Genomic DNA, 23,903 nt, shown 5'->3' on the forward strand with positions numbered 1-23,903 from the left:
TCGGATTAGTTTTTGGGGTTCCAGTTGCCGATAGCATATTCGATGCCGCCCAGCAAATGTTTCAGATATACGGGATCCTGGTATGCTTCTTTCACATGTCCCATTTCGGTGTAAAAGGCACGGCCTCCTTCAAAATTATGATACCAGCACATGGGGTGGTTATCACCATTTTTACCGCCGGTGTAGCTGGTTTCATCGATTTTGATCAGCACATGTACATCGGGGTTGAGATTTTTGAAATTGTACCATTCATCTTTGCGGATCCATTCGTCGGGCAGGTCTTTGGTAGCGGGATGATTGTGGTCCACTACTTTCAGTGTGGCTGTTTGCTGATGAGGATGACTGAGGAACCAGGCGCCGGCCAGCTTGTTATACCAGGGCCAATCGTATTCCGTATCGGTAGCTGCGTGTATACCCATCCAGGCGCCGCCTTTGTGGATATAATTTTCAAAGGCTACCTGCTGTGCGCTGTCAAGTACATCGCCGGTGGTGCAGCTGAAAATAACGGCCGCATATTTTTTCAGATTGGCAGATGTAAAGGCGCTGGCATCTTCGGTAGTATCTACCTCAAAACCATTTTCTTTTCCGAGTTGCATAATGGCTGTTTTAGCAGCAGGAATGCAATCGTGGCGGAAGCCTGTTGTTTTGGAGAATACCAAAACCCTTTTCGCCTTGTGTTTGTCCTTTGCCTGTACGGAAATGGTGCCGGCAAGGAGCATGAGTGTAATAAACGCGGTTAATGCTTTCATCTTATGTTACGTGGGAATAGAAAAATGAAAAAAGGCGAAAAAGCGGAAAGCAAAAAGCAGAAAGCTATTGTAGCGGAGGTAAACGGATATCAGCTGATGCCTATATCTGCGCTACAATAGCTTTCTGCTTTTTGCTTTCCGCTTTTCGCTTAGATTAAAGAACTCTGATTTTGATATTGCGGTACCATACATCATCGCCATGATCCTGCAGGGCGATATGTCCTTTTGCGTATTTGCCGAATGCTTTCCAGTCGTGGAATTTGCTTTTAGCTACCAGCGCATCCCATTCCGGTGTGCCCATAGTAGTTTCGGCAGTTTTCACGCCATTCAGCCAAAGGGTCAGGTGACCGTCTTTCTTTGTTAATTTGGCGGAATTCCATTCGCCTACCGGTTTTGCCGGCCTGGTAGATGCTTTGATGAGATCGTACAATTCACCCGCATTGTGTTTTGGGTTTTTCCCATCGGGGTGGCCTGCGTCATCGATCACCTGCATTTCAGGACCGGACAGGTATGTTTGGCTTAAGGAAGGATCCTCGTGAACGCTGAAAATAAGACCGCTGTTGCCACCCGGAGATATTTTCCATTCGTAGCTCAGTTCATAGTTTTCATATTCCGCGTCAGTAACGAGGTCGCCACCTGGTGCACCCTTCTTTTTCGCTTCCTGGTTCAGGCCAATCGCTCCATCCGTTACTCCCCATGCAGGGCTGGCAGAGGATTGCAGGTAAGAGTGCCAGCCTTTGGTAGAAGTGCCGTCGAACAACAGCACCCAGCCTTGTTTCTTTTCTTTGGCCGACAGGGTATTTAATTTCTGGGCTTTCACTGCGGTAGTGCCAAGAACGGCGGCTACCATCAGGGCGCCCATGATTAATTTTTTCATTCCGGATGATTGAGTTTATGATAGAATCACCATTACTTGCCAATAGACAAGATATAGCTTACCATTTCTTTGGCATCTTCTTTAGAAACCTGTGGATGCGGTAACATGGCTACTTCGCCCCAGTTTCCTGAACCGCCTTTGATTACTTTGTCAGCCAGTTTCTCCACATTTTCAGGTGTGTTAGGATATTTGCCAGCAATATCTTTCAGGGCAGGTCCTACCACTTTCATTTCTTCTTTATGGCAGGTTTTGCAATCACTCTGCGCCATCAGGGTTTCGCCTTTGCTAACAGGTTTGCTGGCGCTGGGGGATACCATGGAAGTATCTGCTGCTGGGCTTTCATGAGTGCTAACGCTGTCAGCATTCTCTGTTTTTTTCTCTCCTCCTCCGCAAGCTGCAAAGAATAAAGCACTTAATACTAGCGGCGCCAGATATCTCTTTCTCATTTGTTGATTTTTTTATTTGGTTATTGTTTACGAACGATCAGTGGATAATTAATTAAATGCCTAATATTCTTTTGTTGAATGCATCATCTGTGCCGGCACCTGCAAAGTCATCAAATGCTTTTTCAGTAACACGGATGATATGGTCCTTGATGAATGGCGCGCCTTCTTTTGCGCCGTCTTCCGGATGCTTGATACAACATTCCCACTCCATAACGGCCCAACCGGCATAATCGTATTGTGCCATTTTACTGAAGATGGATTTAAAGTCAACCTGTCCATCACCAAGGGAGCGGAAACGTCCCGGACGATTGATCCACGACTGGTATCCGCCATAAACGCCGGAACGTCCGGTAGGATTGAATTCCGCATCTTTTACGTGGAATGCTTTAATCCTTTCGTGGTAAATATCGATATACTCCAGGTAGTCGAGACACTGCAACAGCAGGTGGCTCGGATCGTAGAGCAGGTTGGCACGGGTATGGTTACCGGTGGCTTCCAGGAAGCGCTCAAAGGTGATACCGTCATGCAGGTCTTCTCCCGGATGAATTTCATAGCAAACGTCTACACCGTTGGCATCAAATTCATTGAGGATAGGCAGCCAGCGTTTCGCAAGTTCCGCAAAACCTGTTTCCACCAGCCCGGCCGGACGCTGTGGCCACGGATACATGGCGGGCGCCCACAACAGCGCACCGCTGAAAGTGGCGTGGACATTGAGCCCCAGGTTACGGCTGGCTTTAGCCGCATATTTCAGCTGGTTCACCGCCCACTCCGTGCGTGCATTGATATTATTATGATATTGCGCGGGCGCAAATCCGTCGAACATTTCAGAGAAAGCGGGATTTACTGCTACCAGTTGTCCCTGCAAATGCGTGCTCAGTTCTGTAATTTCCAGTCCTGCTGCATTTACGATCCCTTTGATTTCATCTGCATAGGTTTTGCTCTCCGCAGCCTTCTGCAGGTCTATCAGGCGGGCATCCCAGGAAGGGATCTGCACGCCTTTGAAACCAATGGAAGCCGCCCACTCACAGATGGCTTTCAGATTATTGAAAGGCGCTTCATCTCCCATGAATTGCGCCAGGAAAATACCGGGTCCTTTTATCGTTTTCATACGCTCGTTCTAGTGATGAATACTATATCTCGAAATTTGTCCATTTAGCATCGCTCTGGGAAGAACGTACTACGTTATCGATAAATGCCATGCCGCGAACGCCTTCTGCTGTACCCGGGAAATCCAGGGATTCAGGAGATGGTTGTACGCCATCAATTTTCGCTGCTAAGGTTTGTGCGAAGTTGCGGTACAGGTTACCGAATGCTTCCAGGTATCCTTCCGGATGCCCGCCCGGTGTACGGGTATTATGTGTCATGTAGCTCGACTGGAAAGAGTAGCCTCCGCCTGCGCGGTAGATTTCAGTAGGTTTATCCAGCCATTTTACCAGGAGGGTGTTAGGTTCCTGTTGTGCCCATTCCAGACCGCCTTTTTCTCCGTATACACGGATCTTCAGTGCGTTTTCTTCACCAGCGGCCACCTGCGATGCCATCAGCACGCCGGCAGCGCCATTGTCGAAGCGGAGCAGTACGGCGCCGTCGTCGTCGAGTGCACGACCGGGTACCATGATATTCAGATCAGCGCAGAGCTTTTCAATTTTTGCGCCGGTAATATATTCCGCCAGGTTAGCCGCATGGGTACCGATATCGCCCATACAACCGCTTTTGCCTGATTTTTTAGGATCTGTTCTCCATGCTGCCTGTGCATTACCTTCTCTTTCGCTCATTTTGCTCAGCCATCCCTGCGGATATTCTACCCATACTTTACGGATTTTACCGAGTGCGCCGTCTTTCACCATCTGTTTGGCCTGTTTTACCATCGGGTAGCCGGTGTAGGTATGTGTAAGCAACAGCGTTAAGCCGGTAGCAGCAACTTTTGCTTCTAATTGTTTGGCTTCGTCGAGTGAAAAAGTGATGGGCTTTTCTATAACTACGTTGAAACCAAGATCCAGCGCCATCATCGCCGGTTCAAAGTGTGCAAAGTTGGGCGTAACGATCGTTACAAAGTCCAGGCGTTTATCTGCCGGCATCTTTGCTTCTTTCTCCAGCATAGTTTTGAAATCGAGATAAGTACGCTCCGGATCAAGGAACAGCATTTTACCTGATTCCACTGCAATGTCGTTATTGATACTGAGGGCGCCTGCCACCAGCTCAACCAGTCCGTCCATATTGGCTGCAATACGGTGAATTGCACCAATGAAGGCGTCTTTCCCGCCTCCTATCATTCCCATTCTTAGTTTCCGTGTCATATTTACAATTATCGTTTTATAAGTTATACGGTTTGAACCTGTGCGTTTTGAAGTTGCGATTTTTTACGGCCGCGCATATAAATAAAGAGTCCTGCAAAAGCCACGATCAGGGCAACGGGAATTACCAGTGTAGCATTGATGATTTCTGGGCCGGCCACTGCAGTAGCCTGGCTGAATGCGGTAGCTTCTGCGCTGCCGGGAGCCGCAGAGCGGTAAGCATCCAGTGAAGCACCGGCAGGCAATTGTTTTACGATAATGCTATCATAAAAACCTCCCATGAAATACATGTAAACAGAAACGGCAAACATGCCCGCTCCACCCATCAGGTTCATACCCAATGCGCCCGACTGGGGAATATTTTCTGATACAAAACCCAGCATGGTAGGCCAGAAATAAGTAACGCCCATACCAAAAATAAAGGCGGCCACAAAGATCATGTTACCGGATACATGGGAAAGTAAATATAAACCTAAAGCAGAAAAGATGGCAGAAAAAAGCAAAACACCGGTAGGCGATATTTTATGTACCACCGGCCCCGCAATACCCCTGCCCAATGTTTGCACACCTGCAGTTAACGCCAGGATAAGAATAGAATTTTCTGTTACATTCTTTAACAATACTTCTATCCACTGACCGGTAAAGAGTTCTGTGATAGCAGTACCAAACATCAGGATAAACATCACGATAAACAACGGGCTTAACACTGATTTGTACATCTGGGCAGAAGAAATACCTGATGCTACCCTTTCTGTTACAGGGAAATCAAGTTTCAAAAAGAGATAACCATAGATGAGGGTAGGGATAATCATGGTGGCTACCTGCAGTTGCCAGCTGAGTCCCAGCTTCGACAGCAAAAATACCAGCAGCGTACCTACCACAATACCACCGGGAAACCACAGGTGGAAATGGTTTAGTTTAGTGGTTTTGTTATCCGGGAAAATAGTGGCTACCAGCGGGTTACAGGCCGCTTCCACCGTGCCGTTGGCCATGCCTATAAACAGGGTGGAAATAAACAGGGACCAGAAACCGGAAGCAAAAACTGTTAACACGATTCCGAGCAAATGCAGGATGAAAGCTGCCAGCAGCAACCTTTTCATGCCTATTACATCTACTATGAAACCGCCTATTACCACTGCCAGGGGAAAGCCCCAGAAAGCAGTTCCGGCAATAATGCTCAATTGTTTTGTATCCAGATGGAACTCAACACCAAGGCCGCCTAAGATGCCGGCGCGAATACCAAAGGATAACGATGTCACCAGCAGCGCCATGCAGCTGGCTACGAACAGTTTTTGTGGCTGTATTACATTTGCCATAAACGTGGATATTTGTGTAAAAGTTAAAAACGGCTATTAAACCTTTAAATTTATAAAAAGTATTTGCATATTTCCATCTTTTTGTATGGATAACACCTATTTTTTATGAAAATTTTATCCGGGAGGTATCATCAGCTGTTTTGCATCATCAATAAAGGGTTAAAGGTGCTGTCCGGGCGGTTGTATTTCAGGATAAGCGGTTAGTCCCCGCAACTGGTATTAATTCCCTGGAAAAGGGCCTGACAGCGGCGTTTCCGGGAGTTGATATTTTCTCCCATCCTGATACTTTATTCACTTTTTGTTTCATCAGGTTTATCGGCGGAAAACACCGGTTGGATATCCTCCATGAAGAAGGTGTCAAAAAATCAGCACCGGGTGCATTCGTTGATAAAGGGTGTGAATGGCCACAGATAGTTCTCATTGTACCGGTTTAAAATTTTGCTCCCGGAAGTCCGGTAGCAGTATGTTCGCAGTAAATATTATAGATATGTTAATTGAACGCCGGAAATTGCAAAATCCCTTCAAAATCCCCGTTAAATCCACAAATTTATTCCTACTTTTACAGGCCTTGCCCGGAAGCGCTGTAAAACTGACACCTTGACAGTTCTTCTTTACAAGCACAATATTTGAGTAACCTGAATGCCGTTTATCCGGCCAGCCAGGCCCGCAATACACAGGTTGGTAGTGCGGCGAAATATAAACTCAGCCAGGATAGGGTTAGGTTACAATAAATAGAAATCGTAATTCGTAATTAAACATTTAACATGTTAGGTTTTTTATCAAAGCTATTTGGAGGGAATAAATCAGAAAGGGATATAAAATCCATCTCTCCGGTGGTGCAGCAGATTAATGAGGAGTACGAAAAACTGCAATCCCTGCCAATTGATGAGCTGCGTAGTAAAACGCAGGAGTTCCGCGGACGCATCGCTGAACATCTCGCCGCTATTGATAAAGAAATAGCGGAAAAGCAGGCTGCTGCTGACTCAGCTGAGGACGTAACTGAAAAAGATACGATATACCAGGAAATAGATTTACTTAAAAAAGACCGGGACAAGCAACTGGAAGTAGTGTTGAAAGAACTGCTGCCACAAGCTTTTGCTGTTGTAAAAGAAACAGCCCGCCGGTTAACCAATAACGCCACACTGACAGTAACCGCCACAGATCTGGACCGCCAGCTTGCGCTGAAGGGAGATTATGTAAGCATCGAAGGAAATAAGGCGATCTGGCAGAACAGCTGGAATGCAGCCGGCAGCCGGGTTACCTGGAACATGGTGCATTATGATGTACAGCTGATCGGTGGTACGGTATTACATCAGGGTAAAATTGCCGAAATGGCAACGGGTGAAGGTAAAACCCTGGTATCAACCCTGCCGGCTTATCTCAACGCACTGGCCGGACAAGGTGTTCACATTGTAACAGTGAATGATTACCTGGCCCGTCGTGACTCTGAATGGAATGGCCCCCTCTTCGAATTCCTGGGTATTACAGTAGATTGTATCGATAAGCACCAACCCAATACACCTGATCGCCGCAATGCCTACCTGGCGGATATTACATATGGTACCAACAATGAGTTCGGCTTTGACTATCTCCGTGATAACATGGTACACAGCCCGGATGAAATGGTACAGCGTAAACATCACTATGCCATGGTGGATGAGGTGGATAGCGTACTGGTGGATGATGCCCGTACCCCGCTGATTATTTCCGGTCCTATTCCCCGCGGAGAAGAACAGGAATTCCACGCATTAAAACCACGTATCGAATACCTGGTGGAAATGCAGAAAAAAGCGGTGAACCAATACCTGCAGGAAGCTAAAAAGCTGATCGCAGAAGGTAAAGATGATCCGAAAACCGGTGGACTGGCCCTGATGCGCGCCTGGAGAGGCTTACCAAAAAGCAGTGCGCTGATCAAATATCTCAGTGAAGCCGGTAACAGGGTATTACTGCAGAAAGCAGAAAACTACTACCTGGCAGATCAGCAACGCGAAATGCCAAAAGTAGATGAAGGCCTGTTCTTTGTCATCGAAGAAAAACAAAACAGCGTAGACCTCACCGATAAAGGTATTCACCTGATTACACAAGGAGGAGAAGATGCAAACTTCTTTATCCTGCCAGATGTGGGATCAGAATTGGCAGAGATTGAAAAACTGTCAGTATCACCGGAAGAGAAACTGCAGCAGAAAGATGTATTACTGCAGGACTTTGCCGCCAAATCAGATCGTATCCACTCCGTTCAGCAATTATTGAAAGCCTACACTTTATTTGATAAAGATGTGGAGTATGTAGTAATGGATGGTAAAGTGAAGATCGTAGATGAGCAAACCGGTCGTATCCTTGATGGCCGGCGTTACTCCGATGGTTTACACCAGGCGATCGAAGCGAAGGAAAATGTAAAAGTGGAAGCTGCCACCCAAACATTTGCCACCATCACCCTGCAGAACTTCTTCCGTATGTACCATAAGCTGGCCGGTATGACCGGTACCGCCTCTACGGAAGCCGGTGAGCTTTGGGAAATTTACAAACTGGATGTGGTAACCATTCCCACCAACCTCCCGATCACCCGTATCGATGCGGAAGACCTGGTATACAAAACCAAGAGAGATAAATACAAAGCTGTTATCGAAGAAATTAAAAAGCTGCAGGCTGCAGGACGCCCCGTACTGGTAGGTACTACCTCCGTGGAAGTGTCCGAATTGCTCAGCAAAATGCTCACCTTCGATAAAGTAGCACATAACGTACTGAATGCGAAACAGCATGCCCGTGAAGCACAGATTGTAGCAGAAGCAGGTTTGCCGGGCGCTATCACCATCGCTACCAACATGGCCGGTCGTGGTACGGATATCAAGCTCGGACCTGGCGTGAAAGAAGCCGGTGGTTTGGCTATTATCGGTACAGAAAGGCATGAAAGCCGTCGTGTAGACAGGCAGCTGCGTGGTCGTGCCGGTCGTCAGGGTGATCCCGGAACTTCACAGTTCTTTGTGTCACTGGAAGATGACCTGATGCGTATGTTTGGTTCAGAACGTATTGCCGGCCTGATGGACCGTATGGGTTATAAAGAGGGAGAAGTGATCCAGCACAGCATGATCACCCGTTCCATCGAAAGAGCACAGAAAAAGGTAGAAGAAAATAACTTTGGTATCCGTAAGCGGTTGCTGGAGTATGATGATGTGATGAACAAACAGCGTACTGTGATTTACTCAAAACGTAATCACGCCCTGTTTGGCGAGCGCCTTGCCATCGATATCGATAACGCATTCTATGATGTGGCAGAAAACATGGTAACTGTACATAAAGGAAGCGGCGACTATGAAGCTTTCAAAATGGATGCGATCATGAACTTCTCTATCGATACAGTCATTACCCGCGAAGAACTGAACAGAACCGATGTGGCCAGCCTGTCTTCCAAACTGTATCATGAAGCAAAAGATAACTACCAGCGCAAAGTAAATGAGCTGATAAGCAATACACTGCCGGTGATTGAACGCATTCACCAGGAGCAGGGCCACCAGATTGAGAATATCTCTATTCCGTTTACCGACGGTAAAAAAGGTATCAACGTAATGGCTAACCTGGCGAAAGTAGTGGAAACCAAAGGCCATGAAACCATGAATGCCCTGGAACGCAGTATCACACTGGCACTGATCGATGAGTCCTGGAAAGAGCACCTGCGTGCTATGGACGATCTGAAACAGTCAGTACAGAGTGCGGTATACGAACAAAAAGATCCATTGCTGATCTATAAGTTCGAAGCGTTCAACCTGTTTAAAGATATGGATGGCGAAACCAGCCGTGATATCGTTTCTTTCCTGTCTAAATGCGGTATCCCCGTAAGCAACCAGGCGCAGGAAGCTGAGCCTGAATTCAGGGAAGCGGTAGAAGAGAAAACAGATATGAGCCGTATGCGCGCCTCTCATGAAGACCTGATCGACCAAAATGGTCACCAGGCCGGTGGACCGGAGTACCACACTGCTGAAGAAGTGAAGGCAGAGCCTATCCGTCACCAGGGACCGCAGATTGGTCGTAATGACCTTTGCCCTTGCGGTAGTGGTAAGAAATACAAACAATGCCACGGAAAGAACGCGTAGTGGGAAGAATTACGAATTAGACATTACGAATTACGAAGTTGTGGGGCGATTAGAGAGAGTAAGCTAAGCTTTGGATTTATATTTTTTGATGGGTCGCAGATTTAACATTTAAAAATGTTGAATTTGTGGCCCGTTTTTTTAAAATCTCCTCACAACTTCGTAATTCGCCATTCGTAATTCGTAATTCTTTACTTTTGCTCCATGAATATCAATAAGTACATTGACCATACGGTTCTCAAGCCTACCACTACACTGGACGATATTAAGCAGTTGTGTATGGAATGTGTGGAATATGATTTTGCCGCAGCCTGTGTACCACCCTTATATGTGAAACTGGCCAAACAGTTCCTGGGAGCCACCAATACCAAAGTGGCTACCGTAATAGGCTTCCCTTTCGGATATTCGGCTATAGAGGCGAAGGTGGCGGAAACCGTGCTGGCTATTGTAGATGGTGCTGATGAGCTTGACGTGGTGGTGAATATTTCTGCGATCAAAAACAAAGACTGGGAGTACCTGGAGAAAGAGATTGCCAATATCATGTACATCATCCGGGAGAAGAAAAAAGTGATCAAGATCATTATTGAAAGTGGCATATTATTGGAAGAAGAGATCGTGAAGTGTTGCCAGCTCTATGCGAAGTACGGGGTGGATTTTATGAAAACCTCCACCGGTTATGCTGAAAGGGGAGCTACAGTAGAAGCCGTAAGACTGATGCGTGCTAATTTACCTGCTAACATACAAATAAAAGCTTCCGGTGGTATTCGTACCTTTGTATTTGCCAAGGAGCTCATTGAAGCCGGAGCAACCCGGATCGGAGCCAGTGCAAGTGTGAACATTGTGAAGGAAAGCAAGGAAGCATCGGCACAGTAAATAATTGTTCATAGTAAATTATACAGTATTCATGCAAAAGTTATTTATCCTGGTTTGCTGTTTGTTGGGGAGTAGTTGGGCCATGGCGCAGGACAATGCAATGGCGGTCAACGGCGGCGTAAAAGTGGTGAAAGATAGTCGGCTGGATGTGCTGATTAAAAAACAGATCTACATTAATACCCTGGCTATCCGCAACCAGTCAGGCTTTCGTGTACAGGTGATTTCTACCAATAAGCGTGGCGACGCCAACGAAGCCAAAGCAAAAGTAATGCAGCTTTTTGGAGACTATCGTACCTATCTCGATTACCAGGCCCCTTATTTCAAAGTGCGCGTAGGCGATTTTAAAAGCCGTGAAGAGGCATCCGAATTACGGGACAAATTATCCGACCTGTTTGCAGGAGGTGTTTTTGTAGTACCAGCCATTATTAACGTGTCACCGGATAAAGAACTATCGAATGAAGAACCGTATTAAGGAGCTGGCCAAGGCGTATGCTCCTGAATTTACCGCTGTAAGACGGCATTTACACTCCCATCCGGAACTATCCTTCCAGGAATTTGAAACAACTGCTTTTATCCAGCAGCAACTCACCGCATTTGGAGTTCCTTTCCAGGCGGGCATTGCCGGTACCGGTATTATAGCCCTGATTGAAGGAAAAAATCCCCCTTCCAAAGTAATCGCCCTGCGCGCCGATATGGATGCGCTGCCTATTACAGAAGCCAACGACGTACCTTATAAATCTACGAACGTGGGGGTAATGCATGCCTGCGGGCATGATGTGCACACTTCCTGTGTATTGGGCGCAACTAAAATATTGAACGAACTAAAAGATCAGTTTGAAGGCACCATCAAGATACTGTTTCAGCCGGGAGAGGAAAAACATCCCGGAGGCGCCAGTATCATGATTGAAGAAGGAGCGCTGGAAAATCCACGTCCGGACGCCATCCTGGGATTGCATGTGCATCCCACGCTGGAAGCAGGTAAGCTGGGATTTCATGCAGGTAAATACATGGCCAGTGCCGACGAAATATATATTACCATCAAAGGTAAAGGAGGGCATGCGGCGCAGCCGCATCTTACCGTTGATACCATCCTGGTGGCGTCTCAACTGGTGGTAAGCCTGCAGCAGATCATCTCCCGTAATAACAATCCTTTTTCACCTTCTGTATTATCTATCTGTGCTTTTAATGGTGGTTTTACGACCAACGTAATACCCAGTGAAGTGAAGCTGATGGGTACTTTCCGGGCTATGGATGAAACCTGGCGTTTTAAAGCCCATGAGTTGTTGCGCAAACAAGCGATAGGTATTGCAGAAGCGATGGGGGCTGAAATAGATATCGAAATACTGGTAGGTTATCCTACGTTATATAACAATGAAGACGTGACCCACAAAGCCAGGTATTTTGCCACCGATTACCTGGGAAAAGAAGCAGTAGGCGATACAGAAATCAGGATGGGTGCAGAAGATTTTGCTTACTATTCGCAGGTAGTGCCGGCCTGCTTTTTTAGATTGGGTACCGGTAATACCGCCCGGGGCATTACTTCCGGCGTACATACCCCTACATTTGATGTTGACGAACACGCCATAGAAATAGGAATGGGTACCATGGCCTATTTAGCAACGCAGTTTTAAAATGATAAAAAAAGGTCCCGATGAAAATCGGGACTTTTTTTTAAAGCTTGTTATTTTTTATTAATGTGGGCCGGCTAAAAAACAGGCCCGTGTATCGATAGAAATTATTGCTAAACGTATTTCGCGTTTGTTAGTGAATTTGTTTAATACAACTGGTGGCCCGGCCATACATTCCCAACTCCTTTAAGCTATCCACACTGATATCTGCAACCTTATATACTAAATCATCAAACCGGAGCGACCCATTCTTTCCCATGGTTACTTTTATGCTATCCATCTTATTTTCACCGCCCAGGAAGAAATTATTTTCCATCTCTCCGGTATAAACCAGGGAGGTGAGTTCGCAATTGTAAAGGCCGGTTCCTGCTTTAGGGCCGGCGATGATCTGCAACCGAGGCTGCTTGAATTCATTCACAGATGCATTGCAGTAGCTGCTATGAATCGTATTCAGCGAGGGGCAGGTGAGCGTAATGTTTCCTCGTTCATTCATCTTAACAAATAAAGTATCGCCGGATTGCCTTGTTGTTACACGACTATAATGTTCCAGCGTATACGCGTCCCCGTGATTGATGCTGACATTGTTGGTACTTTGCGAAACAACAGCGTTACCATTATCGTCCGGGTGTGTTTCAGTGGTGGCAAGATCTGCCTGACCATTTGTAAGAACCAGGACACGAAATGGGGAAAGCGTATCCTTTTTATAATTGGGATCAGGCCTGCCTGCCTCGTGCTTATTGTATTGCTCCATATTGGTAATACCTTTACTATAGTTCACTCTCAGCAGGATGGCGGAAAATAGCATCAAAAACACGAGCATGCCAGTAAAACCGATCATTAATTTTTTACTCGTTTTCATATCAGTTGAAATTAGATTTTTTGAATTTCTCGTAATGAGGTTTTAGTTCATCGAGGCCCAGGTCCAGTAAATACAAGCTGCGGAAGAAGCTGGGGAGTTCAGTACTAATGAATGCCTCTTTTTTAAACTGCCTGATTTTTTTGACGGCATCGGGGCTGATGAAGTAACCGATTCCTCTTTTATTGAAAATAATTTCCTGTTGCTGCAGCAGCTCGCAGGTGCGCATCACGGTGTTGGGATTTACTTCCAGTGATACTGCGAGTTCCCTTACAGAAGGAATACGCTCGTCTGGTTGCCATTTATGAAGCAATATCTGTTCGCAGATGTAGTCCGCGATTTGTACGTATATGGCTTGAGTTTCTTTGAATTCCATCTCACAAAAATTTTATATTTCCTGATCTTTCAACCGGAAATAGGCCAATGTCCAAAATACAGGAGCAAATATAAACCGGAGTATAAACGCATAGGCATCCAGCAGCCAGCGTGGAATAAGATAAGAACCACCGCCATGTACAAGCCTGCCACTTACTTCCATTTTATGTACCATGACAAATGGGATGGATGATTTCCATATTTCTGATTTCCAGCCAAATAACAAAGTGACGATAACACTGTTAATCAAAAACAATCCAAACAGGAACAGTAATACACAGAGGACTGTTTTGATGAAACTATATTTATGGAAACAGGTGGCGCCAAATAGGAAGATGGCTTGCAGCACAAAGTAAACGTAGTAGACATATACTTTTTCATCCGGATCACTGAGAAATTTATAATCGTTTTGGACATGGAGGCCATTGACCGCTATCTGCACCTTTTCAACGATGTTAACGCTCAGGTAGAAACTGATGTGATAAAATAAGAAGAAGCCGATAGTACTGATGAGAAACAGCGTCAGGAACTTTTCGAATTGGGACGCCGGTAGCAGCAGGAAATCTACTCCTTTTTCCTTGTGAGCCAATTCATTGAATGATCTGCTGGTAAACAGGAGGCCGCCGGCAAACAATCCAACATAGTAGAACGGAACTATATCGCTTATTTTATCAAAGTGGTTGTGGGTAAGTACCAGGAGTATGCCTATGAGGGTAACTAATCCGAAGGTGGCGACTGCCCCCATCAGGTAAAATCGAAGTTGATCCGCAAAGTGCTTTTGCAGGTATAACTGCATGCGCCTGAAATTGAAAATGTTATTTGCTTGCATGGGATATAATTAGTTGAATATTTCCTGAATAGGTTTGTGATTGGTCAATACCGCATTAAACAATAGCTCCATATCTATTTTGCTTTGTTCGTTGCCCGCATTCCTGGTGATGATAGTATGACCCCGAAGGCTACTGTCGGCAAATAATACGCCGGTGACTTCTTCCATGCGACTCACGGTTTTAAAACTGAGTTTATCCGTTACCGTTTGGACATCTTCCCTGAAAATAATTTTATGACCATCTATGATCACAATACTATCTATCAGGTTGTCGAGGTCGCGTACCTGGTGCGTGGAAATGATGATACATTTTTCTTCGCTTACCGCCGCTGCAATCACTTTACGGAACTGGCTCTTGGAGGGGATGTCCAGCCCATTGGTGGGTTCATCCATGATCAGCACTTTAGTGTTGGTGGCGAGTGCAAAACTGATTAACACCTTTTTCTTTTGTCCGTAGGACATTTCCGTTAATTTCTGTTCACGGGGAATTTCAAACTCTTTGAGGTACCTGGAAAAGGCGGCTTCATCGAAATTGGGATAGAATGGCGCGTAGAGGTTTACATACTTTTTAACGCTTACTTTAGGCAGGTAGAATTCTTCCGGTACCAGGAACAGCTCGCGGAGGAAGGCCGGTTGCCTTTTGGCAGCAGTGTAGCCCATTACTTCGCAGGTGCCTTGATCCGGGAATAGCAGCCCTGCTATTTGTTTCAGCAGGGTGGATTTACCCGCACCGTTTTTTCCGAGCAAACCATAGATGTGGCCAGCTTCCAGGCTTAGTTGCAGATTTTCAAACAACGGCTTGTTTTTCCGGTAACTGAATGTCAGGGATTGGATGTTAATCATATCGTGTGGTTTAGTGTACTACTTAACTAGTACACTGTAAAGATAGCTGAGATTTTAATATTTCAAAGAATTTTTTTGGGAGAGAATAGATTAAGCAGCAGAAAGCATAAGGCATAAAGCAAAAAAGCTATTGTCGCGTATATCACTCGCGACAATAGCTTTTTTGCTTTATGCCTTATGCTTTCTGCCCTTCCTACAATTCAGGATACAAGGTAAACTGCTGCATGAAGGTATTTACTTCGCCTCTTACTTTGGTGATCAATGCTTCGTTATCAGCATCCATCAGCAGTTGATCGATCCAGTCAACGATCTGGCCCATATGGCCTTCCGTTAAACCGCGGGTAGTGATGGCAGGAACGCCTACACGGATACCGGAGGTAACAAACGCAGATTTATCATCGAAAGGCACCATGTTTTTGTTCACGGTGATATCGGCTTTTACCAGTGTTTGTTCCGCTTTTTTACCGGAGATATTTTTGTTGCGGAGGTCAATAAGCATCAGGTGATTATCGGTACCGCCTGAAATGATTTCATAACCTTTACCAACGAGGCTTTTCGCCATAGCCTGTGCATTTTTCAGAATCTGGTTGGCATATACGGTATAATCGTCAGACAGGATCTCGAAGAAAGACACTGCTTTGGCGGCAATGATGTGTTCGAGCGGGCCACCCTGGATACCAGGGAATACAGCGGTATCAATGAGGGAGCTCATCATGCGGGTTTCGCCTTTTGGTGTTTTCAGACCAAATGGATTTTCGAAATCGGCGCCCATCATGATCATACCGCCACGTGGACCACGCAATGTTTTGTGGGTGGTAGTGGTAACGAAATGGCAATGTGCAAATGGAGAGTTGAGTAAACCTTTGGCGATCAAACCTGCAGGGTGTGCAATATCGGCCATTACAAAGGCGCCTACCTGGTCAGCTATTTCGCGGATACGTTTGTAATCCCAGTCACGGCTGTAAGCAGATGCACCGCAAACAATCAGTTTTGGTTTTTCGCGGTTGGCAATTTCTTCCATTTTATCATATTCTACCAGGCCTGTTTCTTTGTTAACACCGTAGAAATGAGGTTGGTAAAGCTTTCCGGAGTAGTTTACTGCAGAACCATGGGTAAGGTGACCACCCATGCTGAGGTCCAGGCCGAGGATTTTATCACCTGGCTGAAGGATCGCCAGCATTACAGCAGCATTTGCCTGTGCGCCGGAGTGAGGTTGTACGTTTACGTAAGCAGCACCAAATATTTGTTTAGCCCTGTCGATTGCCAGCTGTTCGCTTTGGTCTACAATTTCGCAGCCTGCATAATATCTTTTGCCAGGATAGCCTTCGGCATATTTATTCGTCATCACTTGTCCCATCGCCTGCATTACCTGGTAGCTGGTAAAGTTTTCAGATGCGATCAACTCAATGCCATGGCGCTGACGCTCCAATTCCTGGCCGATTAAATCAAATATTTGCTGGTCTCTTTGCATGTTGCCTTAAATTTGGTGCAAAAATAAATGAAAGGCGGATCAATTGCAAGCAGAAAGCATAAAGCCTGCTGCAAAAAGCTATTTCCCTGAGCAGAAGGCATCAGCATTATGCAAAAAGCTTTTTGCATTATCCTTTAAGCCTTCCGCTTTCCGCTTTTTTGTACTATTTTCGCGGCATTCGAGTAGCAATAGCTCATCCTAACGACAACACTAAATGAAGGCAATAATACCAGTGGCAGGGGCGGGCACCAAGCTTCGTCCACATACATATACACAGCCCAAAGCATTAATACCTTTAGCCGGCAGAACCATTCTTAGTATCATTATTGATCAGCTGGTGGATGCAGGTATCACAGAATTTGTATTTGTGGTAGGCTACCTGGGCGAAAAGATCCAGCATTATGTGGAAAAGAAATATCCGCAGCTGACCTGTCACTTTGTACAACAGAACAGCCGCGAAGGTACCGGGCACGCCATGTCGCTTACCCGGGATGTGGTAGGCAATGATGAAATACTGATCGTATTGGGTGATACCATCTGTGAATGTGATTTTAAAGAAGTGATTGCTTCTCCCTATTCCATGCTGGGCCTGAAGAAAGTAGATGACCCGCGGAACTTTGGCGTAGCAGAACTGGATGAAACGGGCAAAATAACCCGTGTCGTGGAAAAACCACAGATCCCCAAGTCAAACCTGGCCCTGGTAGGACTTTACAAGATCAAAGAAACCCAACAATTGTTTGATTGCCTGCAAAGCAATATCGACAATAAAATAAAATCACATGATGAGTTCCAGCTCACCGACGCGCTGGAATGTATGATCGAGCATGGGGTGCAGTTCAACGCCTTTAAGGTGTCTAACTGGTTTGACTGTGGGCGTAAAGACACGCTGCTGGAAACAAATGCCATCCTGCTTAAAAAGTATAAACTCGCCAGCAACCCGGTATTACCATATGAAAATACGATCATCATACCACCGGTAAGCATAGGGGAAGGCTGCAATATCAAAAACTCCATTATTGGTCCCAATGTGGCCATTGGCGACAATACGGTGATCAATTATTCTATTGTAAAGGATTCTATTATCGGCTCCTTCAGTAACCTGTATGAAGTGGTGTTGAAATCCTCTCTGATAGGCAGCGATGCCAATATCCGCGGATTGAGCCAGAGCCTGAACATCGGCGACAATACTGAAATAGATCTGGGGTAGCGCGGAAAGTATAAAGCGGAAAGCAAAAAGCTATTGAAGCGGATATTTAATCGCTACAGTAGCTTTTTGCTTTCTCCTTTCTGCTTTCCGCTTTATCGTATATTCGCTTCCATGAACAACCGTATCACTTCCTTATTCAATATTCAATATCCTGTTATCCAGGCTGGTATGATCTGGGCAAGTGGCTGGCGTTTAGCCAGTGCTGTTAGTAATGCCGGTGGTTTGGGTTTGCTGGGCGCCGGCAGTATGTATCCTGATGTATTACGCTATCATATACAGCAATGTAAACAGGCTACCAATAAGCCCTTTGGCGTAAATATACCTTTGTTGTATCCGGATATAGATCAGCTGATTAATATTATTTTGGAAGAAAGGGTTCCTATCGTATTCACTTCTGCCGGGAATCCCAAAACATGGACACCGGTATTGAAAGCGGCTGGTGTTAAAGTAGTACACGTAGTTTCCAGTGCCACCTTTGCGTTGAAAAGTGAAGCAGCCGGGGTAGACGCAGTGGTTGCCGAAGGTTTTGAGGCAGGTGGTCATAACGGCCGCGAGGAAACCACCACAATGGTATTGATTCCTGCCGTGTGTGAACAGGTGAAATTGCCGGTAATAGCCGCAGGGGGTATCGGTTCAGGAAAGGCCATGGCGGCAGCTTTTGCACTGGGGGCGGCCGGTGTGCAGGTAGGCAGCCGTTTTGTAGCAACCCCTGAAGCATCTTCCCATATTAACTTTAAACAGGCCGTGGTAAACGCAAAAGAAGGTGATACCATGCTGAGTTTAAAGAAACTGACCCCCGTACGTTTGATCAAAAACAATTTTTATAACGCCATCCGCGAAGCGGAAGATAACGGCGCAGATGCAACTGCCCTGAAAACATTGCTGGGGCGTGCGAGAGCTAAAGCCGGCATGTTTGAAGGCAACCTTGAGGAAGGTGAGCTGGAAATTGGCCAGGTAAGCGCATTGATACACGATATCAAGCCTGCGGCCGTGGTACTGGAAGAGATCTGGACTGAGTTCAGAGAAACGATAAAGCGGTTAAGCTTTTAGCCATTAGCTGTTAGCTTTTAGCAAGCGGAGAAAATGCAGATAATGATTTCTATCCGCTTGCTAAAAGCTAACAGCTAATGGCTAACAGCTTAATCAGCTTACGGCTGCCTCCCTATCCACTTCAATGCTTCTTTCAACGTAATTTTCTTTCCATACATCAATATACCGGTACGGTATATTCTGCCGGCGGCCCAGGTGGTGCCCATAAACCCGCCTATCAGGCAGATAAACGACAGGGCAAGTTGCCAGTAAGGTACGGTGCCGGGTACGCCATAAGGAAGTCGCGCCATCATCACCATGGGTGAGGTGAAAGGAATGATACTGCCCCATACCGCCAGTGGACTGCCAGGGTCCTGTACTGCTCTCATCATGATCATAATACCAATGATGATGGGTACTGTTACCGGGATGGTGAGTTGTTGTATATCAGAGGCATCTTCGTTAGCAAGGCTACCAATAGCCGCATATAGCGACGAGTAGAAGAGGTATCCACCCAGGAAGTAGAATACGAAGCAGGGAACAATCAGGCTCCAGTGGATGCTGCCCACCACATCGCGTATTCTGCGCACCATTTCTACCTGGTCAGCATGGTTGCCCTGCGCCATAGCGCCACTCTGTGTGGCCGCCTGCATACTTTCTGCCGAAAAGAATAGTGGTATCAGTGAGTAGATAGCGGTCACGAGTACTCCCCAGATAAAGAACTGCAGCAGGCCTACTGCCGCAATACCGATGATTTTGCCCATCATCAGCTGAAAGGGTTTCACGCTGGAGATCATTACTTCAGCGATACGGCTAACCTTTTCTTCCATTACGCCGCGCATGACGGAAGTGCCAAACAGCAGCAGTATGAAGTAGATAATAAAGCCGCTGGCGTAACCTATGCCGTAAGCTACCCAGGAGTTGCCTTTTTTCTCCTCCTTACCATTTTTAAAAGTCACTTCCACGTTGGACCTGATGTCGTCCATTTTGGATTGATCGATGCCTTGCAGTTCCATGCGCTTCTTTTCAATGATATCGTTGATATCCCTGTTGATGCTGCTTTCGATGGTAACGCTGGCCTGGCCGCTGCTGTAAAACTCGAAGCCGGAAGGGCGGCTGATGTCAAACTGTGGGATGTATAATACGCCTTCATAGCCCTGCTCTTCGTAGTGTAGTTTCAGGCTGTCGACAGACTGGTTCCGGAGATATTTGAAGTACACGTCTTTAGAGTCGGGGAATTTGTTTTCGAACAGGCCACTGTCATCGATCACCGCAATGCGTTTATGCTGGCTGGAGGTGGTGGCCATCAGTATAGGCACAATAATCATGGCAGCAAAGGCGAGAGGTACCAGCAAGGTGGTGACCAGGAACGACTTTTTGCGGACACGGGTGAAAAATTCTCTTTTTATGATGAGCCATATTTTTTCCATAAAGTAATCGTGATGGTCAGGTGAGCGGAAGAGCGGCGATGCTGTTAGCTTGGCTTTCGGTTTGCTGTACCTGGGTGATAAATACGTCGTTTATTGAAGGAAGAATTTCTTCGAAATAGGTGACTGGTATTTCCTGGCGGATGAAATGCAGCAGGATATCGTTGGTGCTGCTGTCTTCATTCATTTTCACGGTAAATGCCTTGTCATGTGTTTCTACAATATTAAAGTGCCAGGTGGCCATTTGCGCAGGATTAGGCATGGTGCCAAGTCCAATTTTGAACAGGCCTTGTTTAAAGTCCTGCTGTATTTGTTTTACGCTGCCATCCAGTATTTTATGGCCTTTGTTGATCAGCATGATGTGATCGCAGATTTCTTCTACCTGTTCCATGCGATGGGTAGAAAAGATGATAGTGGTGCCCTGTTTGCTGAGGTCAAAGATCTCCTGTTTGATGAGGTTGGAGTTGATAGGATCCAGGCCTGAGAAGGGTTCATCGAGGATCAGCAGCCTGGGCTGGTGCAGGATGGTAGAAATGAACTGTACTTTCTGCTGCATGCCTTTGCTGAGTTCATCTACCCGTTTGTTGTACCAGGTGTTGATATCAAATTTATCGAACCAGTATTTGATTTTCTGTACTGCATCTTTTTTGCTGAGGCCTTTAAGGCGGGCGAGATAGAGGGTTTGTTCACCTACCATCATCTTTTTATAGAGGCCTCTTTCTTCGGGCATATAGCCGATGTGGTGCACATCGTTTTCCGGGTCAAATTTTTTTCCGTTAAAAAGTATCGTTCCTTCATCCGGGTAAAAGATCCCGGTGATCATGCGTAACAGGGTTGTTTTACCGGCGCCGTTGGGACCGAGTAAGCCGAATATGCTGCCCTGTTGTATATCAAAGCTAACATCATCCACTGCTTTATGGGTTTGATAATGTTTTTTCAGGTGTTTGACTTCGAGTAGGTTCATGATGAAAAATTAGTGATTAATCGGGAATAATTAATCATAATATCGGGGTACGGGTTAAGATGGGTATGGGCGGCAGCAACACCACGGGGGTGTTGCTGCGGAGGGAGCAATTCACCTGTTTATTGCAGTTTGGCTGCAATGATGGCTGCCACGCGTTCGCCGTCCATAGCGGCCGATACGATGCCACCAGCATAGCCGGCGCCTTCCGCGCAGGGATACAGGCCGGCTACCTGCGGATGTTCGAGCGTATCGTTGTTACGCGGAATGCGCACAGGGGAAGAGGTCCTGGATTCTGTGGCTACGAGTACCGCATGCTCGGTATAATAACCTTTCATTTTGCGGCCAAAAGCTTTAAAGGCGCCTGCGAGGCGCTGGTGTACTACTTTGGGTAGTACCGAGCGCAGGTCGGTGCTGTGCAGGCCCGGAACATAGGAGCATTCCGGCAGGGTGGCAGACACTTTTTTATTAACGAAGTCGGTCATCCTTTGTGCCGGTGCTACGAAGTTGCCGCCGCCGGCGGTATAAGCCTGTTTCTCTACGGCCTGTTGAAAGTACATGGCTGCAAGTGGTCCGTGGTGGGCAAAGGCTGTAAAGTCGGATTCATCTACCGTAACCACCATACCGGAGTTGGCGAAGGGGTTATTGCGTTTGGAGGGGGACCATCCGTTTACCACCAGCTCGCCGGGATCTGTAGCAGCGGGCGCGATAATGCCGCCGGGGCACATACAGAAGGAGAATACGCCGCGGCCCTCTACCTGTTCCACGAGGCTGTAACTGGCGGGGGGAAGATATTCACCGCGCACATCGCAATGATATTGTGCGCTGTCGATCAGTTCCTGCGGGTGTTCGATACGAACGCCGAGGGCAAAAGGTTTTGCTTCCAGCAAAATATTTTGCTGGTGGAGCATGATAAATATATCGCGGGCGGAGTGGCCGGTAGCGAGGATGAGTTGTTTTCCTTCGAAGAATTGCCCGGAGGCGGTTTGCACGCCGGTAACGGCGCCGTCGCGGATCTGTATGGCGCTGACTTTTTGTTCGAAGTGTACTTCTCCGCCGCTGTTGATGATTTGTTCGCGCATAGCGGTGATGATATGCGGGAGTTTGTTGGTACCGATATGGGGGTGTGCATCGATCATGATCTTCTCTTCTGCGCCAAAGTGTACGAAGATGTTGAGGATGCGGTTAATATCGCCACGTTTGTTGGAACGGGTATATAGTTTACCATCGGAATAGGTACCGGCGCCGCCTTCTCCGAAGCAGTAGTTGGAGTCGGGGTTTACGATACCTGTTTTATTGAGTGCGGCGAGGTCGCGTCGTCTGGCGCGTACATCTTTGCCGCGTTCGAGTATAACGGGCCTGATGCCTGATTCTATGAGTCGCAATGCGGCGAAGAGACCGGCGGGGCCTGCACCTGCAATCAGTACCCTGGGGGCATTGGCTGGGAGAGACGGATACACCGGATGGGTATGTTGACGGACCACGAAAGGTTCGTTAACAAATACCTGCAGGGTAAGCACAAAGTATACCTGCCTGGAACGGGCGTCTATAGAGCGTTTCAGCAGATTGAATCCGGTAACCTCAGCGGGCTTTACACTCAATGCAGCAGCGGCGTGCTGTATGATATGTGTAGAAGAGGCTGCGTCGGCCGGGAGTAATTTGAGCGATAGGTGTTGATTCATTTTTTAGCAGTTAGCTTTTAGCTATTAGTTGGGCGAATGATTGAATAGCTGTTAGCTTTTAGCTTTTAGCTGTTAGTCTGGTGCATGTTTGAATGGCTTTTGGCAGTTATAACAATCATCAGCGGTCGGGAGTTTATCTGTTAAAAATCAGCCGTTCGGCTGTAGTAAAAAATGCAGCGAAGACAGAAGCGGGTGCTTCATCTTCGCTGCATTTTGCTAAAAGCTAAGAGCTAATGCCTAAAGGCTAGAACGGCAGATCATCTCCACCATCACCTCCGCCTGCCGGCATCTGAGGAGTATTGTAGTTAGGCATTGAATCTGTGCCAGGAGCAGGTGCTGCCATTACAGACTCCATGCGCCATGCATCCAGGTTGGTAATGTAGTTCACTTTACCATCTTTTTCCCATCTGGTGCCTTTGATATTGAAATAAACTTTAACGTTTTCGCCTTCGTTAAACCGGTCAACAATACCAGTGCGGTCTTGCACCGACTGAAACTTAATATAGTTGTTGATAACACGGCCGTTAATGTCATCGGACTTCTCAATAACGAACTCTCTTGTTTTAAAAGTTTCGCTACGTTGTACCGTGTTGTACTTCACAATCAGCTTTCCGGTAATTTCAAAACTCATAGAAAAATTATTTTAAATTCAGAAGGGTCAAAGATAAGGTATTCACGTTGGTGTGGGCAAATATTTTTTATTAATACAGTGCGCGCGGATATAAATAAATACTTTCATAATAAGTACCCCTGAATACATTTTTTTAAATGGAGATACTAACATAGTTTTGCACCCTCTCTCAAAAAAGTGTGAATATCTCGCCGTTTAACAGTGAATGATTTTTTTTGAGAGACAGGATACAATATTATTTTATCAATTATATATCCATATTTATGATAAAAGGGAGAATGAGGAAGATAAAAGTGCTGTTAATCAATGGGGTTTATAGTATTGAAA

Annotated in this window: 21 protein-coding genes; 6 read left to right on the top strand and 15 right to left on the bottom strand. The window is 46.4% G+C overall.

Annotated features, from left to right (window positions below; translation table 11 throughout):
• Window positions 1–5: 5 nt before the first annotated feature.
• The 6 genes from KE626_RS03735 to KE626_RS03760 all read right to left on the bottom strand — a co-directional run bounded on the left by KE626_RS03735 (window position 6) and on the right by KE626_RS03760 (window position 5,679).
• Complete coding sequence (locus KE626_RS03735) at window positions 6–749, bottom strand: ThuA domain-containing protein (RefSeq protein ID WP_211971526.1); 744 nt, start codon at window positions 747–749, stop codon at window positions 6–8.
• A 154-nt stretch (window positions 750–903) separates the two neighbouring features.
• On the bottom strand, window positions 904–1,626 hold the full coding sequence (locus tag KE626_RS03740; RefSeq protein WP_211971527.1) for a 3-keto-disaccharide hydrolase: 723 nt from the start codon (window positions 1,624–1,626) through the stop codon (window positions 904–906).
• 32 nt (window positions 1,627–1,658) lie between these two features.
• A complete protein-coding gene (locus KE626_RS03745; protein WP_211971528.1) occupies window positions 1,659–2,072 on the bottom strand; it encodes a c-type cytochrome in 414 nt (137 codons plus the stop codon).
• Window positions 2,073–2,124: 52 nt separating this feature from the next.
• Window positions 2,125–3,180, bottom strand: a complete 1,056-nt coding sequence (locus tag KE626_RS03750; protein WP_211971529.1) for a sugar phosphate isomerase/epimerase family protein — start codon at window positions 3,178–3,180, stop codon at window positions 2,125–2,127.
• A gap of 22 nt (window positions 3,181–3,202) precedes the next feature.
• The gene (locus KE626_RS03755; protein ID WP_211971530.1) at window positions 3,203–4,366 is read right to left on the bottom strand and encodes a Gfo/Idh/MocA family protein; all 1,164 of its coding nucleotides are present in this window, start codon (window positions 4,364–4,366) and stop codon (window positions 3,203–3,205) included.
• A gap of 23 nt (window positions 4,367–4,389) precedes the next feature.
• Window positions 4,390–5,679, bottom strand: a complete 1,290-nt coding sequence (locus KE626_RS03760) for an MFS transporter (RefSeq protein WP_211971531.1) — start codon at window positions 5,677–5,679, stop codon at window positions 4,390–4,392.
• A 764-nt stretch (window positions 5,680–6,443) separates the two neighbouring features.
• On the opposite strand from KE626_RS03760, the gene secA reads away from it, so the two are divergent.
• From secA to KE626_RS03780, 4 genes are all read left to right on the top strand, one after another.
• Window positions 6,444–9,767: a preprotein translocase subunit SecA gene (gene secA, locus KE626_RS03765; protein ID WP_211971532.1), complete on the top strand. Its 3,324-nt coding sequence runs from the start codon at window positions 6,444–6,446 to the stop codon at window positions 9,765–9,767.
• Between the two features lie 201 nt (window positions 9,768–9,968).
• Window positions 9,969–10,637, top strand: a complete 669-nt coding sequence (deoC, locus tag KE626_RS03770; protein ID WP_211971533.1) for a deoxyribose-phosphate aldolase — start codon at window positions 9,969–9,971, stop codon at window positions 10,635–10,637.
• Window positions 10,638–10,668: 31 nt separating this feature from the next.
• Window positions 10,669–11,109 (top strand): SPOR domain-containing protein, encoded by a 441-nt coding sequence (locus tag KE626_RS03775; protein ID WP_211971534.1) that lies wholly within the window; start codon window positions 10,669–10,671, stop codon window positions 11,107–11,109.
• Window positions 11,093–12,268: a M20 metallopeptidase family protein gene (locus tag KE626_RS03780; protein WP_211971535.1), complete on the top strand. Its 1,176-nt coding sequence runs from the start codon at window positions 11,093–11,095 to the stop codon at window positions 12,266–12,268. Before KE626_RS03775 ends, KE626_RS03780 begins: the two co-directional genes overlap by 17 nt.
• Window positions 12,269–12,398: 130 nt before the next feature.
• On the opposite strand, the gene KE626_RS03785 is transcribed toward KE626_RS03780, so the two are convergent.
• From KE626_RS03785 to KE626_RS03805, 5 genes are all read right to left on the bottom strand, one after another.
• On the bottom strand, window positions 12,399–13,124 hold the full coding sequence (locus KE626_RS03785) for a hypothetical protein (RefSeq protein WP_211971536.1): 726 nt from the start codon (window positions 13,122–13,124) through the stop codon (window positions 12,399–12,401).
• A gap of 1 nt (window position 13,125) precedes the next feature.
• Window positions 13,126–13,497, bottom strand: coding sequence for a GntR family transcriptional regulator (locus KE626_RS03790; protein WP_211971537.1), 372 nt, complete (start codon window positions 13,495–13,497; stop codon window positions 13,126–13,128).
• A 12-nt stretch (window positions 13,498–13,509) separates the two neighbouring features.
• Window positions 13,510–14,325, bottom strand: coding sequence for a hypothetical protein (locus KE626_RS03795; protein ID WP_211971538.1), 816 nt, complete (start codon window positions 14,323–14,325; stop codon window positions 13,510–13,512).
• Between the two features lie 9 nt (window positions 14,326–14,334).
• Window positions 14,335–15,168 carry an ABC transporter ATP-binding protein gene (locus tag KE626_RS03800; RefSeq protein WP_211971539.1) on the bottom strand — a complete coding sequence of 278 codons (834 nt, stop codon included), beginning with the start codon at window positions 15,166–15,168 and terminating at the stop codon, window positions 14,335–14,337.
• A gap of 193 nt (window positions 15,169–15,361) precedes the next feature.
• Entirely contained in the window at window positions 15,362–16,639 is a 1,278-nt protein-coding gene (locus KE626_RS03805) for a serine hydroxymethyltransferase (protein ID WP_211971540.1), read from the bottom strand.
• 214 nt (window positions 16,640–16,853) lie between these two features.
• Here KE626_RS03805 and KE626_RS03810 point away from each other — a divergent pair, with 214 nt between their 5' ends.
• Both KE626_RS03810 and KE626_RS03815 read left to right on the top strand, forming a co-directional pair.
• The gene (locus KE626_RS03810) at window positions 16,854–17,846 is read left to right on the top strand and encodes a sugar phosphate nucleotidyltransferase (RefSeq protein WP_211971541.1); all 993 of its coding nucleotides are present in this window, start codon (window positions 16,854–16,856) and stop codon (window positions 17,844–17,846) included.
• Between the two features lie 111 nt (window positions 17,847–17,957).
• A complete protein-coding gene (locus KE626_RS03815) occupies window positions 17,958–18,896 on the top strand; it encodes an NAD(P)H-dependent flavin oxidoreductase (protein ID WP_211971542.1) in 939 nt (312 codons plus the stop codon).
• A 98-nt stretch (window positions 18,897–18,994) separates the two neighbouring features.
• On the opposite strand, the gene KE626_RS03820 is transcribed toward KE626_RS03815, so the two are convergent.
• The 4 genes from KE626_RS03820 to KE626_RS03835 form a co-directional block, all read right to left on the bottom strand.
• A complete protein-coding gene (locus KE626_RS03820; protein ID WP_211971543.1) occupies window positions 18,995–20,305 on the bottom strand; it encodes an ABC transporter permease in 1,311 nt (436 codons plus the stop codon).
• Between the two features lie 16 nt (window positions 20,306–20,321).
• Window positions 20,322–21,266 carry an ABC transporter ATP-binding protein gene (locus KE626_RS03825; RefSeq protein WP_211971544.1) on the bottom strand — a complete coding sequence of 315 codons (945 nt, stop codon included), beginning with the start codon at window positions 21,264–21,266 and terminating at the stop codon, window positions 20,322–20,324.
• A gap of 119 nt (window positions 21,267–21,385) precedes the next feature.
• Window positions 21,386–22,945 (bottom strand): NAD(P)/FAD-dependent oxidoreductase, encoded by a 1,560-nt coding sequence (locus KE626_RS03830; protein ID WP_211971545.1) that lies wholly within the window; start codon window positions 22,943–22,945, stop codon window positions 21,386–21,388.
• Between the two features lie 244 nt (window positions 22,946–23,189).
• Entirely contained in the window at window positions 23,190–23,576 is a 387-nt protein-coding gene (locus tag KE626_RS03835) for a DUF3127 domain-containing protein (RefSeq protein WP_211971546.1), read from the bottom strand.
• Window positions 23,577–23,903: the final 327 nt, after the last annotated feature.

The sequence above is a fragment of the Chitinophaga hostae genome (assembly GCF_018224885.1).
Classification (GTDB): Bacteria; Bacteroidota; Bacteroidia; order Chitinophagales; family Chitinophagaceae; genus Chitinophaga; species Chitinophaga hostae.

Excerpts from the sequence above, each read along its gene's own strand:
- KE626_RS03735 (WP_211971526.1), bottom strand. The coding sequence starts at position 749 with ATGAAAGCATTAACCGCGTTTATTACACTCATGCTCCTTGCCGGCACC.
- KE626_RS03740 (WP_211971527.1), bottom strand. The coding sequence starts at position 1,626 with ATGAAAAAATTAATCATGGGCGCCCTGATGGTAGCCGCCGTTCTTGGC.
- KE626_RS03745 (WP_211971528.1), bottom strand. The coding sequence starts at position 2,072 with ATGAGAAAGAGATATCTGGCGCCGCTAGTATTAAGTGCTTTATTCTTT.
- KE626_RS03750 (WP_211971529.1), bottom strand. The coding sequence starts at position 3,180 with ATGAAAACGATAAAAGGACCCGGTATTTTCCTGGCGCAATTCATGGGA.
- KE626_RS03755 (WP_211971530.1), bottom strand. The coding sequence starts at position 4,366 with ATGACACGGAAACTAAGAATGGGAATGATAGGAGGCGGGAAAGACGCC.
- KE626_RS03760 (WP_211971531.1), bottom strand. The coding sequence starts at position 5,679 with ATGGCAAATGTAATACAGCCACAAAAACTGTTCGTAGCCAGCTGCATG.
- secA (WP_211971532.1), top strand. The coding sequence starts at position 6,444 with ATGTTAGGTTTTTTATCAAAGCTATTTGGAGGGAATAAATCAGAAAGG.
- deoC (WP_211971533.1), top strand. The coding sequence starts at position 9,969 with ATGAATATCAATAAGTACATTGACCATACGGTTCTCAAGCCTACCACT.
- KE626_RS03775 (WP_211971534.1), top strand. The coding sequence starts at position 10,669 with ATGCAAAAGTTATTTATCCTGGTTTGCTGTTTGTTGGGGAGTAGTTGG.
- KE626_RS03780 (WP_211971535.1), top strand. The coding sequence starts at position 11,093 with ATGAAGAACCGTATTAAGGAGCTGGCCAAGGCGTATGCTCCTGAATTT.
- KE626_RS03785 (WP_211971536.1), bottom strand. The coding sequence starts at position 13,124 with ATGAAAACGAGTAAAAAATTAATGATCGGTTTTACTGGCATGCTCGTG.
- KE626_RS03790 (WP_211971537.1), bottom strand. The coding sequence starts at position 13,497 with ATGGAATTCAAAGAAACTCAAGCCATATACGTACAAATCGCGGACTAC.
- KE626_RS03795 (WP_211971538.1), bottom strand. The coding sequence starts at position 14,325 with ATGCAAGCAAATAACATTTTCAATTTCAGGCGCATGCAGTTATACCTG.
- KE626_RS03800 (WP_211971539.1), bottom strand. The coding sequence starts at position 15,168 with ATGATTAACATCCAATCCCTGACATTCAGTTACCGGAAAAACAAGCCG.
- KE626_RS03805 (WP_211971540.1), bottom strand. The coding sequence starts at position 16,639 with ATGCAAAGAGACCAGCAAATATTTGATTTAATCGGCCAGGAATTGGAG.
- KE626_RS03810 (WP_211971541.1), top strand. The coding sequence starts at position 16,854 with ATGAAGGCAATAATACCAGTGGCAGGGGCGGGCACCAAGCTTCGTCCA.
- KE626_RS03815 (WP_211971542.1), top strand. The coding sequence starts at position 17,958 with ATGAACAACCGTATCACTTCCTTATTCAATATTCAATATCCTGTTATC.
- KE626_RS03820 (WP_211971543.1), bottom strand. The coding sequence starts at position 20,305 with ATGGAAAAAATATGGCTCATCATAAAAAGAGAATTTTTCACCCGTGTC.
- KE626_RS03825 (WP_211971544.1), bottom strand. The coding sequence starts at position 21,266 with ATGAACCTACTCGAAGTCAAACACCTGAAAAAACATTATCAAACCCAT.
- KE626_RS03830 (WP_211971545.1), bottom strand. The coding sequence starts at position 22,945 with ATGAATCAACACCTATCGCTCAAATTACTCCCGGCCGACGCAGCCTCT.
- KE626_RS03835 (WP_211971546.1), bottom strand. The coding sequence starts at position 23,576 with ATGAGTTTTGAAATTACCGGAAAGCTGATTGTGAAGTACAACACGGTA.